This window comes from Allobosea sp. R86505 (assembly GCF_042466375.1).
In the GTDB taxonomy this organism is placed as follows: domain Bacteria; phylum Pseudomonadota; class Alphaproteobacteria; order Rhizobiales; family Beijerinckiaceae; genus Allobosea.
Map to the genome: position 1 here is coordinate 1,476,975 of NZ_JAXHPY010000001.1, position 16,083 is coordinate 1,493,057.

General features: G+C 65.1%; 15 protein-coding genes. 8 read left to right on the forward strand and 7 right to left on the reverse strand.

The window, feature by feature from the left end:
* Window positions 1-87 precede the first annotated feature (87 nt).
* Window positions 88-1,266: a phosphoserine transaminase gene (locus tag SJY11_RS07065; protein ID WP_376985907.1), complete on the reverse strand. Its 1,179-nt coding sequence runs from the start codon at window positions 1,264-1,266 to the stop codon at window positions 88-90.
* 261 nt (window positions 1,267-1,527) lie between these two features.
* On the opposite strand from SJY11_RS07065, the gene SJY11_RS07070 reads away from it, so the two are divergent.
* Window positions 1,528-3,036, forward strand: a complete 1,509-nt coding sequence (locus SJY11_RS07070; protein WP_376985908.1) for a P-loop ATPase, Sll1717 family — start codon at window positions 1,528-1,530, stop codon at window positions 3,034-3,036.
* A 1,212-nt stretch (window positions 3,037-4,248) separates the two neighbouring features.
* Here the strand turns inward: SJY11_RS07070 and SJY11_RS07075 are convergent.
* Entirely contained in the window at window positions 4,249-4,767 is a 519-nt protein-coding gene (locus SJY11_RS07075; RefSeq protein ID WP_291828351.1) for a YqhA family protein, read from the reverse strand.
* A 435-nt stretch (window positions 4,768-5,202) separates the two neighbouring features.
* Between SJY11_RS07075 and SJY11_RS07080 the strand changes: the two genes are divergently transcribed.
* Window positions 5,203-5,466, forward strand: a complete 264-nt coding sequence (locus SJY11_RS07080) for a hypothetical protein (RefSeq protein WP_376985909.1) — start codon at window positions 5,203-5,205, stop codon at window positions 5,464-5,466.
* A 152-nt stretch (window positions 5,467-5,618) separates the two neighbouring features.
* On the opposite strand, the gene SJY11_RS07085 is transcribed toward SJY11_RS07080, so the two are convergent.
* From SJY11_RS07085 to SJY11_RS07095, 3 genes are read right to left on the reverse strand one after another with little or no spacing between them, the layout of a single operon-like run.
* The gene (locus tag SJY11_RS07085; protein WP_376985910.1) at window positions 5,619-6,074 is read right to left on the reverse strand and encodes an RbsD/FucU family protein; all 456 of its coding nucleotides are present in this window, start codon (window positions 6,072-6,074) and stop codon (window positions 5,619-5,621) included.
* 31 nt (window positions 6,075-6,105) lie between these two features.
* A complete protein-coding gene (locus SJY11_RS07090; protein WP_376985911.1) occupies window positions 6,106-6,954 on the reverse strand; it encodes an amidohydrolase family protein in 849 nt (282 codons plus the stop codon).
* Window positions 6,951-7,994, reverse strand: a complete 1,044-nt coding sequence (locus SJY11_RS07095; RefSeq protein ID WP_376985912.1) for an aldo/keto reductase — start codon at window positions 7,992-7,994, stop codon at window positions 6,951-6,953. Before SJY11_RS07095 ends, SJY11_RS07090 begins: the two co-directional genes overlap by 4 nt.
* A gap of 136 nt (window positions 7,995-8,130) precedes the next feature.
* On the opposite strand from SJY11_RS07095, the gene SJY11_RS07100 reads away from it, so the two are divergent.
* The 5 genes from SJY11_RS07100 (at window position 8,131) to SJY11_RS07120 (ending at window position 12,997) form a co-directional block, all read left to right on the forward strand.
* Window positions 8,131-9,027, forward strand: coding sequence for a dihydrodipicolinate synthase family protein (locus SJY11_RS07100; protein ID WP_376985913.1), 897 nt, complete (start codon window positions 8,131-8,133; stop codon window positions 9,025-9,027).
* 133 nt (window positions 9,028-9,160) lie between these two features.
* Complete coding sequence (locus SJY11_RS07105; protein ID WP_376985914.1) at window positions 9,161-9,838, forward strand: GntR family transcriptional regulator; 678 nt, start codon at window positions 9,161-9,163, stop codon at window positions 9,836-9,838.
* Between the two features lie 218 nt (window positions 9,839-10,056).
* Entirely contained in the window at window positions 10,057-11,052 is a 996-nt protein-coding gene (locus SJY11_RS07110; protein ID WP_376985915.1) for a sialic acid TRAP transporter substrate-binding protein SiaP, read from the forward strand.
* Between the two features lie 164 nt (window positions 11,053-11,216).
* The gene (locus tag SJY11_RS07115; protein ID WP_376985916.1) at window positions 11,217-11,714 is read left to right on the forward strand and encodes a TRAP transporter small permease; all 498 of its coding nucleotides are present in this window, start codon (window positions 11,217-11,219) and stop codon (window positions 11,712-11,714) included.
* Window positions 11,711-12,997: a TRAP transporter large permease gene (locus SJY11_RS07120; RefSeq protein WP_376985917.1), complete on the forward strand. Its 1,287-nt coding sequence runs from the start codon at window positions 11,711-11,713 to the stop codon at window positions 12,995-12,997. Before SJY11_RS07115 ends, SJY11_RS07120 begins: the two co-directional genes overlap by 4 nt.
* 30 nt (window positions 12,998-13,027) lie before the next feature.
* Here the strand turns inward: SJY11_RS07120 and SJY11_RS07125 are convergent, their stop codons facing one another.
* The gene (locus tag SJY11_RS07125; RefSeq protein ID WP_376985918.1) at window positions 13,028-13,777 is read right to left on the reverse strand and encodes an SDR family NAD(P)-dependent oxidoreductase; all 750 of its coding nucleotides are present in this window, start codon (window positions 13,775-13,777) and stop codon (window positions 13,028-13,030) included.
* A gap of 109 nt (window positions 13,778-13,886) precedes the next feature.
* Window positions 13,887-14,849 carry a polyphosphate kinase 2 gene (gene ppk2, locus SJY11_RS07130; protein ID WP_376985919.1) on the reverse strand — a complete coding sequence of 321 codons (963 nt, stop codon included), beginning with the start codon at window positions 14,847-14,849 and terminating at the stop codon, window positions 13,887-13,889.
* Between the two features lie 155 nt (window positions 14,850-15,004).
* Between ppk2 and SJY11_RS07135 the strand changes: the two genes are divergently transcribed.
* Window positions 15,005-16,063: an ATP-binding protein gene (locus SJY11_RS07135; protein WP_376985920.1), complete on the forward strand. Its 1,059-nt coding sequence runs from the start codon at window positions 15,005-15,007 to the stop codon at window positions 16,061-16,063.
* The last annotated feature ends 20 nt before the right edge of the window (window positions 16,064-16,083 follow it).

The window sequence follows — 16,083 nt, forward strand, 5'->3', positions numbered from 1 at the left end:
AGGGCACCGCGGTGCCTTGTGATGGATCCCGGGACTTCGCTGACGCGAAGCCCCAGGATGACGGTGAGGGTGTTGGAAGGGGCGCGCTTACGCCGCCTTCTGGCCCAGACCCGCCTTGGCCTCGGCGAAGGCATAGGCGATCCAGGGCAGCAGCGCCTTGAGGTCGCGCGACTGGACGGTTGCGCCGCACCAGATGCGCAGGCCGGGAGGGGCGTCGCGGTAGTGGCCGAGGTCGTAGCCGGCGCCGGCCTTCTCGATGATCGAGACGACCTGCTTGGCAAACGCCGCTTGCGCGTCCGCCGGCAGCGCGGTGACGGCCGGGTCGGTGAAGGTCAGGCACACTGATGTGTTCGAGCGCGTCTTCGGCTTCACCGCGAGGAAGTCGATCCAGTCGTTCTCTTTCACGAATTTCGCGATGACGCGCAGATTGCCGTCGGCGCGCTTCACCAGCCCGTCGAGCCCGCCGACCTTCTTGGCCCAGTGCAGCGCATCGAGATAATCCTCGACCGCGAGCATGGAGGGCGTGTTGATCGTCTCGCCCGAGAAGATGCCCTCGATCAGCTTGCCGCCCGAGGTCATGCGGAAGATCTTCGGCAGCGGCCAGGCCGGCTTGTAGGTCACCAGGCGCTCGACCGCGCGCGGCGAGAGGATGATCATGCCATGGGCTGCCTCGCCGCCCAGCACCTTCTGCCAGGAGAAGGTGGTGACATCGAGCTTGGGCCAGTCGAGCTTCTGGGCGAAGGCGGCGGAGGTCGCATCGCAGATCGTCAGACCCTCGCGGTCGTCGGCGATCCAGCCGGCATCGGGCACGCGCACGCCGGACGTCGTGCCGTTCCAGGTGAAGACGACGTCGCGGGTCCTGGTGTCGACCTTCTTCAGGTTCGGCAGCTCGCCATAACCGGCCTCGAAGGTGCGGACATCGGCCAGCTTGAGCTGCTTGACGACATCGGTGACCCAGCCGGCGCCGAAGCTCTCCCAGGAGACCATGTCGACGCCACGCGCCCCGAGCAGCGACCACATCGCCATCTCGACGGCGCCGGTGTCGGACGCGGGCACGATGCCGATGCGGTAATCGGCCGGCACCTGCAGCACCTCGCGCGTCAGGTCGATCGCGAGTTTGAGCTTGTCCTTGCCGATTTTGGCGCGGTGCGAGCGGCCGAGGGCTGCGTCACCGAGTGCCTTGAGGGACCAGCCAGGGCGCTTGGCGCAGGGGCCGGACGAGAAATGCGGCACGCGCGGAAGCGCGGCCGGAACGGTATTCGCCATCGATGTCTCCATCCTTACAGATGGGCGCGCCGCGTTGGGGCGGCGTGTCCCGTCGATGGGGGTAAGGGGGGAGGGGGCGGGGAGTCAAGGGTGGGGGTATGCGACAATGGAGGCCAGTGAGCCGAAGCATTCGAAAAGTCAAATTTTCGCTTTGCCGGCGATCGATCATTAGGCGCATACTGCGGTCGTAGTTCCGTTTTGATGATGAAGCTGAGTCGTCATCGGAGCCGAGGGAAACGCTCTAGCGAATATGGAGATGCTGTGACCCAGCTCATTCACAGATCTGAGATCACGTTTGGCGAAATCGATGCGAAGAATGCATTGATTACCCGCGACAAGGCGGCGCGGCGTCTATTTCTTGATGCATTTGTTCTTCCATCGAGCGTCGATATGGACGCAATATTGCGAGGGGATCGTTTCCTCATATATGGCGCTAAGGGTTCGGGAAAAACTGCTCTTCTTCGTTACGTTATGGAAGATCAGGAGAAAAAGAAAAACGCATCAAAATTCATCATTTTCAATGAAGATATTACCGATCAAGAATTCGAAAAAATAGGAGATAAGATAGATTTTGATACGATTCTGAAGCCAGATATTGCAGATAGTATAAATGTAAGAAGTATGTGGGACATTTTTATTATCGGCAAAATTTGTGATATGCTCTCGGAGAGAACCGATATATTTGACGATGGTTCAAAAATCAACAAACTAAAGACTATCATTGCTGATGCTCTTGATTACAAGAGCAAAACCGCATTGGAGCGTCTCCTAAAGAAAATTAAAAGTGGCACAATTCGCCTCTCTGCAGGCGCAAAAGAGTACGCCGAATTAGAGGCCATCATAAATTTTGAAAATGGCGATGGTACAGTAGAGATAAATTATAGTTTATTTGCTGATGTCATAACAGACAAAATATGCAATTTCAGTTTTGCTGAAGATGTTAGGTTTAATTTATTCATTGATGAGTTGAATTTGGCTATGTTGGCTCAGAAGCAGCATAAAAAAGATAGTATCCTCATTAGGGATTTAATTGTCTCTGTGGGTCGATTAAATCGAATTTTTACTGAAAAGAATGTGCCCATTTACATCTATGCGGCAGTTCGTGTCGAGGTTGCTAAGGCGCTAAATGCATCCCGCAACGAGATAGATAAGTATCTGATTGATAAGGGCCAGCTCATGCAATGGCATGATGGTTTTGAAATTGAGAGATACCCGATTTTTGAAATTATCGAGCAGCGGATTTCTGTTATTGAATCAAATTCTGTCGGAAAATCTAACGATGCGTCTACAATATGGGGTAGCTATTTTAATCGAGATATATTTAATATCAGTCCAAAGAAATTCATTAGCGAAGTCACGTGGTGTAATCCACGCGACATTGTTAATCTTTTTAATCTCGCGTCAAAATCACAGATGTCCCGACCGAGATATGATACAGATGTTTTTGCTGGTATAGCTCATCAATACTCGGAGTTGGTATGGAGTGAGAGGGCAGAAGAGCTAAACGCAGATCATTCGATGACTATTGTAAACAATATTAAAAAACTAATGTCAGGCTATTACAATCATTTCAACATTGGAACACTAACTAAGCATGCTGAAAACGTGTCTCAGTCAAATCAAATTGTTGCGCAAATGTTAAATACGATAGGAATCGAGCGCATATGTCGTGATATGTACTATGTAGGAATATTGGGACAATTTGTTATTAATCGTTATAGAAGAGATAATTTTAACCGGAAGATTCCAGAAGATATACACTCTGTATGATTTTATCGTGATAACATTGAGTTTGATAATAAAAAGTGGATGATAGTTCATCGCGCTTTGCTGCCGTGTTTTCAAATGGGGGCTTGGCGTGCAGATATGTTTGGCCTCGACAGCCGAATTGGATAAATGATTAGGCAATTGGTCGACTATATTGTTGTAAAAATGAACTTTTTCTCGCCATGCGCTAATGGCTGAAGGCAGCTCTGACGTGTCCCTTGCTGCCTCTTCCTTACAGGAGCGGGTTTTCTGTCGCGGTTCTGTGCGCGGCAGCGCGCAGCGCTGACGGATGAGGGGGCGCCGTTAGCTTTCCACCGACCCCAACGCCAACCGGACAGGCCACGGCGCCCCCTCATCCGCCCCTGCCGGGGCACCTTCTCCCGCGAGGGGAGAAGGGAACAAGGCGTCGCGGTTGCGGGATACGGCGCGGGAAACCCTTCTCCTGTAAGGAGAGGGGTTCCCCGCGCTTCATCGTCGAGAGCAGAGGGGCCATCGTCTTATCCCCGCTCCACCAACCTCCCCTATCCTGCCACCACCTCATCCCCGAGGGGCAGCCATCCGGAAGGCAAGCCGTTGGTGGGGATGGGCGCGGCGCCTGCGGGCGCGTTTGCACCCCGCACTCGGGAGGCTTCGGGGCACCGCCCTGGGGGTACTACGGCCCCTGTGCGAGGAGTTCGCTGGAAAGGTCTTATGGCTCACGCCTTCGTCCCATGCCTGACGGTGCGACAACCCGATGAGGGGAACTGGCGTCCAGGGCTCGCGGCGAAGGCTGGCCTTCGACCCGATAAGCGCGGCCCGGAGACAGAAAACGCCGACAAGCGGAGCGCCACGGGGCGTGCGGATGGTGGCTCAATCCATCCGCGCCGCATCCTGGCTCAACGGATGCGGGTTTCAGGCTACGCGCCTCGCGGCGCTCCGCTGCCCCTCGTCATCGACCGACGCCGGAAGGCGGGCGGGGATTTCGGCTGTGTGGTTTCGAGGGCAGGCGCGAACCCCTCCCCCTTGTGGGGAGGGGCAGGGGTGGGGGTCGGAAAGCAGCGCGCGGCGTTGGGAAGTCGGGTGGACCGTCGATGCCAGTCCGGCCACCGCTCACCCGGCGGCACCACCCCCACCCCTGCCCCTCCCCACAAGGGGGAGGGGTATCGCGTTGCGCTTCCGGAGCCTCTCCCGCGAGGGGAGAAGGGAAGAAGCGCCGCGGTTGCGGCGCGGGGCGCTTTACGCGTGTTCCCGCGTCAACCGCTCGGCGAAGGAGATGCCGATGGCGGACAGGACGAAGGTGAAGTGGATCACGGCCACCACCGCGACGATCTGGATGTTTTCGAAGCTCAGGCCGCTGCCCAGATACGTCTTCAGCGCATGAACGCCTGAAATGGAGATGATGGCGAAGGCGAGCTTCAGCTTGAGGTTGTAGGTGTTGACGTGGTCCAGCCAGTCCGGCTTTTTCGCGACCTCGTCGTCAAAATGTCCCGTGGTCACGAAGAGCGAGACACCCGCCAGCGCCACGACCCAGACCAGCTGCGCCACCATCGTCATGTCGACCAGTTCGAGCACCTTGATGATCAGGTCGATCTTGCTGAGGTCGCCGAACATCAAGGTGGTCATCAGCTTGTAGGCTTCGACGAGGAACTTGCCGAGGATGCCGAGAATGATCGCCACCAGGCCAACGTAGAAAAACATCATGGTGAATCTCATGCCGTAGAGCAGAGAGCCGACCCAGGACAGTAGTTTTTCCATTTCTGATGACCTTCAACCAGCATTCCCCAGATGAGCGCTGGATTCGGGCGACTTCTGCCCGGTTTTGGGATGTTTGACAAGGCCGTGCCGACGTCGCCCGCCTGCGCAGGACGTTGCGGAGATTGCAGGCGAACCGCGGTTCCGGTGCTTCCTCGTCCCGAGGTGCTCGGGGCCAGCCCGAGCCTGACGCGTGAGGCGCGGGGAACCCCTCCCCTTGTGGGGAGGGGCAGGGGTGGGGGGCGTAAAGCAGCGCGCATCGTGGGCAGGTCGGGTGGGCCATCCATGCCATTCCGGCAAACGCTCACCCAGCGGCACCACCCCCACCCCTTCCCCTCCCCACAAGGGGGAGGGGTTTGCGTCGTGGTTCCCGCGCCTTCGGGGCAGCATCGCCGCGGCGATCGTGCTAGGGCGGCGCGAGTGCAAGGGAAACGGATCATGGCCAAGAAGACGCCCGAACAGCTCGCCCGCGAATTCGAGGGGCGCAAGGCCAAGGGGCTGGCCAAGGGCGCCGCCGCCTTCTGGCCGAACATCCTCGCCAATGCGGTGCTGAAGCTGACCGCGGCGCGCGAGGAGATCACGGTCGCGGCGCTGACCGAACTGCTGACGAAGGACGCCGAGTCGAAGGACACGACGCTCGCCGCCGGCGCCAGCGAGGCGCTGGCGCGTCTGCGCCAGGCGGTGGCGAAGGGGGAGGATTGAGGGCTCTCGGCTGAAACTCGCCGTCATCCTGGACCAGCCGCGTCAGCGGCGCAGGCCGGGATCCATCATCGGGCTCCGCCCCGCCCGATGATGGATCCCGGTCGACCTGCGGTCGCCCAGGATGACGGTGGAAGGGCTGGAGGCCCCTGACCTCACCCCGGCTCGCCGGCGATGACGCCCTTGCGCAGCAGGAAGCAGCCATAGGGGCGGGGGTCGCCGACCTGGACCACGGCGAAGGCGTGCCGCGCGGTCTCGTAGAAGGCGAAGCGCTCCATGCCGGCGAGCGGGTGGGGCTCGCCCAGCACCGCCTCGATCTCGCGCTGCACGGCGGCCTGCACGGCGGGAACCGTCTTGGCCTCGCCGACGACCTGCATGCGGCGCACGGCGTCGGGCTCGAAATCGTCGATCGGCAGCACGGAGAGGATGGCGCGGGCCGCCCGCTCCATGGTGAGGCCGGGCAGGCGGACGAGCCGGCCGCTGGTGGTGGCCCGGGCGATCGTCTCGGCGGGGTGGTTGGCGTCGACCAGCGCGAGATCGTCGCCATGGCCCATGGCGGCGAGGATCCAGAGCAGATCGGCGGAGAGGACGGGGTCGAGGTTTTTCAGCATGGCGGGGTCGTCCTCACAGGCGTAAGGCGGGTCACAGACGCCCCCGCCGGGCGAGATAGACACGCTGCGCCGTGCCGCCGAAGATCGCGGTTCGCTGCGCCGCGCTGCAGCCGTCGAGCAGCGTCTGCGCGGCGTCGAACCAGCGTTCGTAAGGCGCGCGCAGCGTCACCACCGGCCAGTCGCTGCCGAAGATCAGGCGGTCCGGGCCGAAGGTCAACAGCAGATGGTCGACGACCGGCTGCAGCGTCTCGAGGCTCCAGTCCGGACCGGCTTCGGTGACGAGGCCGGAGAGCTTGCAGAAGGTCCCGGGATGGGTTGCGAGTGCGGTGATCCCCTCGCGCCAGGTGGCGAGATCGCCGGCGATCAGATCGGGCTTGGCGGCGTGGTCGATGACGACGGTCAGCCGCGGCTCGCGGGAGAGCAAGGCGAGCATGGCGGGGATATGCTCCGTCCTGATCAGCGCATCGAAGACGAGGCCGTGGGCGACCATCGCCGCCAGAGCGGGCCCGAGCGAGGGACGCGCCAGAAAGGCGAGGTCGGGAATGTCCTGCACCATGGGGCGCAGGCCGACCAGCAGCGGGTCGGCGGCCAGCGCGGCGATGCGGGCGGCCGCGTCGGGCGCCTCCAGATCCGCCCAGCCGACGACGCCGGCAACGAAGGCCGTGCGCGCGGCGGTGTCGAGCAGGAAGCGCGTCTCGGCCTCGGTCGGCGCGGCCTGGACCAGGATGGTGCGGTCGATGCCGTGGCGGGCGAGCAGGGGCGCGAGGTCGTCGGGCGTGAAGTCGCGGTGGATCGGCCCGAGCGCGGGCGTCAGCCAGCCGTAATCGCCGCGCGCGAGCTGCCAGAAATGCTGGTGGGCGTCGATGCGCAGAGCGGTCATGATGTAGCCGGAAGATCTGCCGGCACCGGGACATCGGCTGCGAGCAGGCCTTCCGCCTTCAGCTCCGCCCAGAGCGCGGCCGGGACGGGCTGGGCGAGTTCGGTGATCTGGTCGGCGACCTCGGCGGGCGAGACGGCCCCCATGACGAGGCTCGCCACCGCCTTGTGGCCGAGCGGGAACTGCAGCGCGGCGCGGCGCAAGGGCACGCCATGGCGGGTGCAGACGGCCTCGATCGCGGCGACGCGGGCAAGGATTTCGGGCGGGGCGGGGTTGTAGTTGTAGCGTGCGCCGGGGACGGGGCCGGTGGCGAGGATGCCGGAGTTGAAGACGCCGCCGAGCATCAGGCCGATGCCCTTCTCCAGCGCGAGCGGCATGAAGGAGGCGAGCGCCGGCTGCTCCAGCAGCGAGTAGCGCCCGGCGAGCAGCATGGTGTCGAAGTCGCCGGCGCGGGCGAAGCGCTCGCACATCTCCGCCTCGTTGGCGCCAACGCCGATCGCCCTGACGGCGCCGGCGGCACGCAGGGTCTCCAGCGCGCGATAGGCGCCGTCCATCGCCTCGCCGAAACGCTGCTCGATCATCGCCGCGCCATGCGTCCAGACATCGACATCGTGGATCAGGACGATGTCGAGATGGTCGACGCCGAGCCGCAGCGCCGATTGTTCGAGCGAGCGCATCGCGCCGTCATGGGAATAGTCGAACCGCATCCCATGCGGCAGGCCGCCGCGATAGCCCGAGCCGTCGCCGCGCCCGGCGAAGGGCTCCGCGACGCGCCCGATTTTGGTGGAAAGGATCAGCCCGTCGCGTGGCACCCGCCGCAGCGCCGCGCCGATGCGATGCTCGGACAGGCCGTGGCCATAGAGCGGGGAGGTGTCGAACAGGGTGACGCCGCCCGTGATCGCGGCCTCGACGGTGGCGACAGCTGTCGCCTCGTCGAGATGGGCATAGAGATCGCCCAGCGGCGCGCCGCCGAATCCGAGCGTCGAGACGGGCAGGCGGCTGCGGCCGAGCGGGCGCGGCGCAAGGGCGGAGGCGGGCGGCATCGGGCGTTTCCGTTCTCGTGGCGCAGGTCGGGCCCGCCGGCTTCGGCCGGAAGAGCGACCGGGACATCCTGCTTGCCTCTTCTTTATCATCACACTAACATGTCAGTCGATATCTCACTCCGAAAGATCCGACTCCATGTCCATCGATCCCAACCGCTTCGGCCTCTCCTGCGCCATCACCACGCCGATGCGGGAGGGCGGCAGCGTCGACCTGCCGCGGCTGGTCAGCCATGCCCGCCATGTCCTCGCCCAGGGCTGCGACAGCGTCACATTGTTCGGCACCACCGGCGAGGGCGCGGCCCTCGGCCTGCCGGAGCGGGCGGCGATGATGGGCGCGCTGACGGGAGCGGGGATCGATCCGGCAGCCCAAATCTATGCCGGCGTCGCCGCGGCTTCGCTCGAAGAGGCCGTCCAGCAGGGTCGTCTCGCGCTCGACGCTGGGGCCAAGGGGCTTCTGGTTGCGCCGCCCTTCTACTTCAAGGGCGTCAGCGACGAGGGCCTCTATCGCTGGTTCTCGCAGCTTTTCGAGACGCTGGGCCCCTGCGTGCGCAACGTCATCCTCTACCACATCCCCTCCGTCACGGCGGTGGGCTTGAGCGTCGGGCTGATCGACCGGCTGAAGAGGGCTTTTCCCGGCGTGGTCACCGGTGTGAAGGATTCCTCGGGCGACTACGCCAACACCGAGGCCTATCTCAAGGCGCATGGCGAACTCGCCATCCTCGTCGGCGACGAGCGCCTGCTGGCCAAGGCGGTGCGCAACGGCGCGCAGGGCTCGATCTGCGGCGTCGCCAATCTCGTTCCGCATCTGCTGCGACCGATCGTCTACGAGGGCAAGGACTCTCCCGTCGTGAACACGCTGGTCGACGAGATCTGCTCGCATCCGGTGCTGGCTTCGGTGAAGGCGCTGGTCGGCCATTTGCACGGCGATGCCGGCTATGGCGCGATGCGCCCGCCGCTGGAGGCGCTGGACGAAGCGAGGCGCCAGCGGCTCTTTGCCGCCTATGACCGGATCACGCAGGCCCAGGCGGCCTGAAGGAGAGATTTGTGGGGCTCACGACGTCATTGCGAGCGCAGCAAAGCAATCCAGGCGGGTTCGCTCGGCGGCCCCTGGATTGCTTCGTCGCTTGCGCTCCTCGCAATGACGGTCGGGCGAGAGAGGCAACGCGATGAACCAGTCCGAGCCGGATTCACGCGAAGGCGAGCCGCTGAAGCTGAGGGAGCGCGCCTATGCCTCCTTCACGGAGCGGCTGCTGGCCCGCGAGATCAAGCCCGGGCAGTTCGTGACCCAGCGCGAACTGGTGGCGATGACCGGCATGCCGCTCGGCGCCATCCGCGAGCTGATCCCGCGACTGGAGGCGGAAGGGCTGATCAAGACCGTGCCGCAGCGCGGCATGCAGGTCGCCCATGTCGATCTCAACCTGATCCGCAACGCCTTCCAGTTCCGGCTCTTCCTCGAGAAGGAGGCGACCGCGCTCTATGCCGTCAATGCCACCGACGAGGAAATCGCGGAGCAGCGCGCCCGGCACGAGGCGATCATCGCCCGGGCCGAGGCCGGCGGCGACCCGCAGCTGATCGAGGATGCGGAGGATGTCGACCGGCTGATGCACGAGGCGATCATCGACCATCTCGACAACGACATCGTCTCCAAGGCCTTCCGCGTCACCTGGCTGAAGATCAGGCTGATCCGGCAGTACGAGACGCGCATCCAGAACCACATCCTGGTGCCGGTCATGCGCGACCACCTCAAGATCATCACGGCCATCGAGGCGCGCGACCCGGTCCGCGCCGCGGAGGAGATGAGCATCCATATCGGCAACGCCCGCACGCGGGCGATGAGCTACTGACGGAGGACATTCGCGGCAGAACTGCCCCGTCATCCTGGACAAGCTGCGAAGCAGCGCCGTTCCGGGATCCATCATAGGGCCGTGCGCTTTACGATGGATCCCAGTCGGCCTGCGGCCGCCCAGGATGACGGCGTCGTGGATTTCACGAACAGCCGGTTTTTAGAGGGCCGGGACATGACATCGAGCCGGAACACCGGCCGCATTGGGAGGAGACCACCATGACCACGATCACCAAACGCGACTTTCTCGCCGGCTCCGCCGCCCTTGCGGGCGGGGCCATCGCCATGCCGAGCGTCCTGCGCGCGCAGGCGACCGTGCTGCGCTGGGGCGAGATGCTGCCCACGACCCATCCGCAGGTGCAGATGGTCGAGCGCATCGCCAAGCAGGTGAAGGAAAAGAGCGGTGGGCGTATCGACATCCAAGCCTTTCCGGCCGGCCAGCTCGGCTCCGGCAAGGACATGATGGAATCGGTCGCCTCGGGCGCGCTGACCATGACGACGGACGGGGCGGCCGCGCTCGGCTCCTTCCTGCCGCAGCTCTCGGTGGTCGAGGCGCCCTATCTCTGGCGCGACGCCGCCCATATGGCCAAGGTCGCCAAGGCGCCTGTGTTCACCCAGATGAATGCGGAGCTGGAGAAGAAGCGCGGCATGCGCATGGCGGCCGTGACCTATTACGGCAAGCGCCACCTGACCACGGGCTCCAAGCCGGTCAAGAGTGCTGCCGACGTCGTGGGCCTGAAGCTGCGGGTGCCGCCGGTCGATACCTTCCGTGCCATGGTCGAGGCCTGGGGCGCCAAGGCGACGCCGGTGAACTTCAACGAGCTCTACCTGGCGCTGAGCCAGGGCGCGGTCGACGGCCAGGAAAACCCGCTGCCGACGATCCACAGCGCCAAGCTGCAGGAGGTGCAGAAGCATCTCATCCTGACCGGGCACATCATCACGCCGCGGCTGGTCATCGTGAACGGCGATTTCTGGAAGGGGCTGAAGGATGCCGACCGCAGCCTGCTGGAGGCCGCCATCGCCGAGGGCGTCGCCTGGCAGGACGCGGAACTGTCCAGCCAGGAGGGCAGCCTCGTCGCCACCCTCAAGGCCGCCGGCATGAGCGTGACCGAGCCGGATCTCGAAAGCTTCTCCAAGCCGGTTCTGGCGAGCCTGCCCAAGCAGTTCGAGAGCAAATGGGGCAAGGGCACCTGGGACGCGCTGGCGGCGCTGTGAGCTGAGGCCGTTCCACCACCTCCGGTTCATCCCGGACAAGCCGCGTAGCGGCGCTGATCCGGGATCCATGCCTGAACCGTTCCGGCATGGATCCCGGGTCTCCGCTTCGCTACGCCCGGGATGACCCGCGTGTTTTTGACGTCATCGTCTTTGAGGCCGATGCTTTGAAACCCCTCCTCCACCTCTCCGACCGCATCGTGCGCGGGGCCGCCGTGGCGCTGCTCCTGTCGCTGCTGGTTGCGGTGCTGCTCGGCGTGCTGTCGCGGCAGCTCAACGCGCCGCTGGCGTGGACGGACGAACTCGCGCAGTACCTACTGGTCTGGACCGGCTTCGTCGGCTGGATCATCGCGGCGCGGCGGCGCTCGCATATCCGCATCACCGTCTTCGCCGACAAGCTGCCCGCGGGCGCCGGCCGGGTGCTGGAGGTCGTCACGCAACTGGCGATCATCGTCTTCGCGGCGGTGCTGATCCGCTATTCCTTCGCGCTGATCGAGCGCAACTGGGACGTCGAGTCGATCGCGCTGCCGATCTCGGGCGCGGCTCTCTACATCGTCATGCCGCTGGCGGGGCTCGCGCTGATCCTGCAGGCGCTGGCCGAGATCGCCGATGTCGTGGCGGGGCGCCGCCCGGTTGCGGCCGAGCTGGGGAGCCCGCGGCTGTGACCACCCTGATGCTGCAGATCCTGCCCGTCTGGTTCGCCGCGCTTTTGATCGGCGTGCCGCTCTTCGTCTCGATGGGGCTGGCGGCGATCGCGTTCGCGTTTCTCGGCGGCTTCCCGCTCGGCATCGTGCCGCAGAAGATCGCGCAATCGGCCAATTCCTTCCCGCTGCTGGCCGCGCCTTTGTTCATCCTGATGGGCAACATCATGAACTCGGCCGGCATCACCGACCGGATCTTCGCCTTCGCCACGGCCTGCGTCGGCTGGCTGCGCGGCGGGCTGTGCCACGCCAACATCCTCGCCAGCGTGATCTTCGCGGGCATGTCGGGTTCGGCGGTCGCCGATGCCGGCGGCGTCGGCACGCTCGAGATCAAGGCGATGAAGGATGAGGGCTATGATGCCGAGACGGCGGCCGCGATCACGGCGGCGTCGGCGACGATCGGCCCGATCATCCCGCCCTCGCTGCCGATGGTGATCTACGGCGTCTCGGCGGATGTCTCGATCGGCGGGCTGTTCCTCGCCGGAATCATCCCCGGGCTGCTGATGGCCGGCGGGCTGATGGCGATGGTGGTGCATGTCGCGAGGAAGCGCGGTTTGCCGCGCCATCCCTTCCCCGGCGCGGCCCAGCTCTGGGTCGCCTACAAGGAGGCGCATTGGGCGCTGATGACGCCGGTGATCCTGTTCGGCGGGATGATGGCCGGCATCTTCACGCCGACCGAGGCCGCAGCGGTGGCGACGGCCTATGCGCTCGTGCTCGGGCTCTTCGTCTATCGCAGCTTCGATCTCGACGATCTGCCGGAACTCGTCGTGCAGACGGTCGAGACCACCGGCGTCGTGCTGGCGCTGGTGATGACGGCCGCCGCGCTCGGCTGGTGCCTGTCGATCTCGCGCATCCCGCAGGTGGTCGGCCCGATGCTGGTCGATCTCGCCGGCAACCCGCTGGTCTTCCTGCTGATCGTCAACCTGCTGCTGATCTTCGTCGGCTGCTTCATGGAGGCGCTCGCCGCCATGCTGATCCTGATTCCGATTCTGACGCCGGCGGCCGCGCAGTTCGGGATCGACCCGATCCAGTTCGGGCTGATCTTCGTCCTCAACCTGATGATCGGGACGATCACGCCGCCGGTCGGCGTCGTTCTCTTCGTCACGGCGAAGGTCGCGAAGATCAGCTTCGAGTCGATGTCGCGGGCGATCGTGCCCTGGCTGATGCCGCTGCTGGCGGTGCTGGTCGCGATCACGCTCTGGCCGCCGCTGACGACCTGGCTGCCCAATCTGGTGATGGGGCGCTGAGGTTTTGCTACCCCAGCGCCCCATCCGGGATCAGCTCTTCCGATGGATCTGGAAGCCGGCGAAGGACTGGCTCACCGGCATGATCTCGAGGCTGTTGATGTTGACATGGGCGGGCAGCGTCGCGACCCAGAACACGGTGTCGGCGATGTCCTGCGGCTGCAGCGGATCGGCGCCGCCATAGAGCGCGTCATAGGCGGCCTTGTCGCCGCCATTGCGGACCAGCGTGAACTCGCTTTCGCAGAGGCCGGGCTCGATCGAGGTCACGCGCACGCCGGTACCCTGCAGGTCCGAGCGCAGGCCGAGCGAGAACTGGCGGACGAAGGCCTTGGTGCCGCCATAGACGTTGCCGCCGGCATAGGGCCAGTTCGAGGCGACGGAGGCGATGTTGACGATGGCGCCGCGCCGCTCGATCAGCCCCGGCAGGAGGTGATGGGTCAGCGTCACCAGTCCGGTGACGTTGGTGCCGATCATCGTCTTCCAGTCCGAGAGCTTGGTCTGCGGCGCCGGCTTGGTGCCGAGTGCCAGCCCGGCATTGTTCAGCAGCACGTCGATCTGCGCGAAGTCGGCCGGCAGTGCCGCGAGTGCGGCGGCCATCGCCGCCTCGTCGGTGATGTCGAAGGTGGCGCCGTGGAAGCGCTCGCCGAGCTCGGCCTTCAGGGCGTCGAGCCGGTCGGCCCGGCGCCCGGTGCCGATGACGCGCCAGCCGGCGGCGATGAAGCGGCGCGCGGTGGCGGCGCCGAAGCCGGCGGTGGCGCCGGAGATCAGGATGGTCTTGGTCATGGTCGGGCTTCCGGTTTGCGGGGCATCGAAAGAGAGGCGCAGGGCCGGGCATCGCCCTGATGCTGAGGGGCGACGGTAAACGGCAGAGCTGCGGAGCGTCGGTGGCGGCTCAGACCTCGCCGCCCTTGTGGAGATAGTCCTTCACCTCGACGACGATCTTGCGGTCGAGTTCACCGATCGCGGTCTCGTCGCGGCCGTCATAGGGGATCGAGAGCAGGACGTGGCGGATGGCGTTGAGCCGCGCGCGCAGCTTGTCGTTGCCGCGGATGACGTGCCAGGGCGCCCAGTCGGTCGAGCTGCGCTCGAGCATCGCGTCGAAGGCCTCGGAATAGGCGGCGAAGCGCGGAATCGCCTCGAAATCGATCGGCGAGAGCTTCCAGCGCTTGAGCGGGTCGTGCCAGCGCGCATGCAGCCGCAGCATCTGCATCTCCGGCCCGATGGTGATGAAGAGCTTGATCAGCCGGACGCCGTCGCGCACCAGCATGCCCTCGAAGGCCGGGGCCTCATGCAGCAGCGTCTCGGTCTGCTCCGGCGTGCAGAAGCCCATGACGCGCTCGACGCCGGCGCGATTGTACCAGGAGCGGTCGAAGAAGACGATCTCGCCGGCCGTCGGCATCTGCGAGGCATAGCGCTGGAAATACCATTGCCCCGCCTCGCTGTCGGAGGGTTTGGACAGGGCGACGACGCGGGCCTGGCGCGGGTTGAGATGCTGGGTGAAGCGGCCGATCGTGCCGCCCTTGCCGGCGCCGTCGCGTCCCTCGAAGACGATGACCACGCGCTCGCGGCGCTCGCGCACCCAGGTCGCGAGCTTCTGCAGCTCGATCTGCAGCGGCTGGATCTCGGCCTCGTAGCGCTTGCGCTTCATGCGCTTGCCGTAAGGGTACTCGCCGCTGCGGAAGGCGGCGTCGGTGATGGCGTCCGGCAGCGTCTGCGCCTCGATGTCGAAGCCCTTCGGGCCGAGGGCCCTGCGGCCCTGCCTGGTCGCGGGCGTCGCCTCGGTGAGTTCTCCGCCGCCTCCAGAGACGAGGCGGATGGCGCTCTTCTGCTTGCGCGGTGACGGGTTCTTGGCCATCGGCCCCTCCTTGGCAATCGCCCCAGCCTAACGGGGCTGCAGGCCGAAGGGAATTGACGGGCGCCGGGCTTGCCATCGGCTGGGCTTGCCATCAGGAAGAAGCGCCCGCGCGGTGCCTCCCCCGTCCATCGGCATCGCGCGCGTCGAGGTCTACCATGCCCGATGCCGTCGATCCCCGCGCCCCCGCGACGCTTGCCCTGGTCGAGGCGATGGGCTCGGCTGCCGTTCTTATCGACGCTCAGGGCGTGGCCCAGACGCTGAGCCCGGCAATGCGTGCGCTGATCCCGGCGCTCGAGGTGGGGCAGCCGCTGACGCTGGTGATGCGCGATCCGGACCTGATCGAGGCAATCGAGGGCGTCGCCCGGCAGGGCGGCCGCCAGGTGATCGAACTGATCGAGCGGGTGCCGGTCGAGCGCACCTTCCGCATTCATATCGCGGCGCTGACGGGGGCGGGCTGGCGGCGGCCGGTGCTGCTGACCTTCGAGGATCTGAGCGAGCAGCGCGTCACGGAGCGGATGCGGGTCGATTTCGTCGCCAATGCCAGCCACGAGTTGCGCACCCCGCTCGCTTCGCTGCTCGGCTTCGTCGAGACGCTGCAGGGGCCGGCCCGCAACGACGCCGGCGCGCGCGACCGGTTCCTGGCGATCATGCGCGAGCAGGGGCTGCGCATGGCACGGCTCGTCGACGATCTGCTCTCGCTCTCGCGCATCGAGCTGCGCGCGCATCTGGCGCCCGAGACGCCGGTCGATCTCACCGGAATCTCGCGCGAGATCGTCGATTCGCTGACGCTGATGGCGCGCGAGCGGCAGGTGACGCTGACGCTGAAGGCGCCGGCCGAGCCGGTGAAGGTCGCGGGCGACCGCGACGAACTGCTGCGGCTGATGGAGAACCTCGTCGAAAACGCGATCAAATACGGCAAGACCGGCGGAGAGGTCGAGATCGACGTGGTCGACGGCCTGCTCGAGGTCAGCGTCGGTGTGCGCGACGACGGGCCCGGCATCGCGCCCGAGCATCTGCCGCGGCTGACGGAGCGCTTCTACCGGGTCGACACGGCTGCCAGCCGAGAGGCCGGCGGCACGGGGCTGGGGCTCGCCATCGTCAAGCACATCGTGCTGCGCCATCGCGGGCGGCTGACGATCGAGAGCGCGCTCGGCCAGGGGGCGACCTTCAAGGCCGTGCTGCCACGTTTCGGGGCGCCGCCGCGCAAGCCCTGAGGGGCAGTGCTTAACGCTGC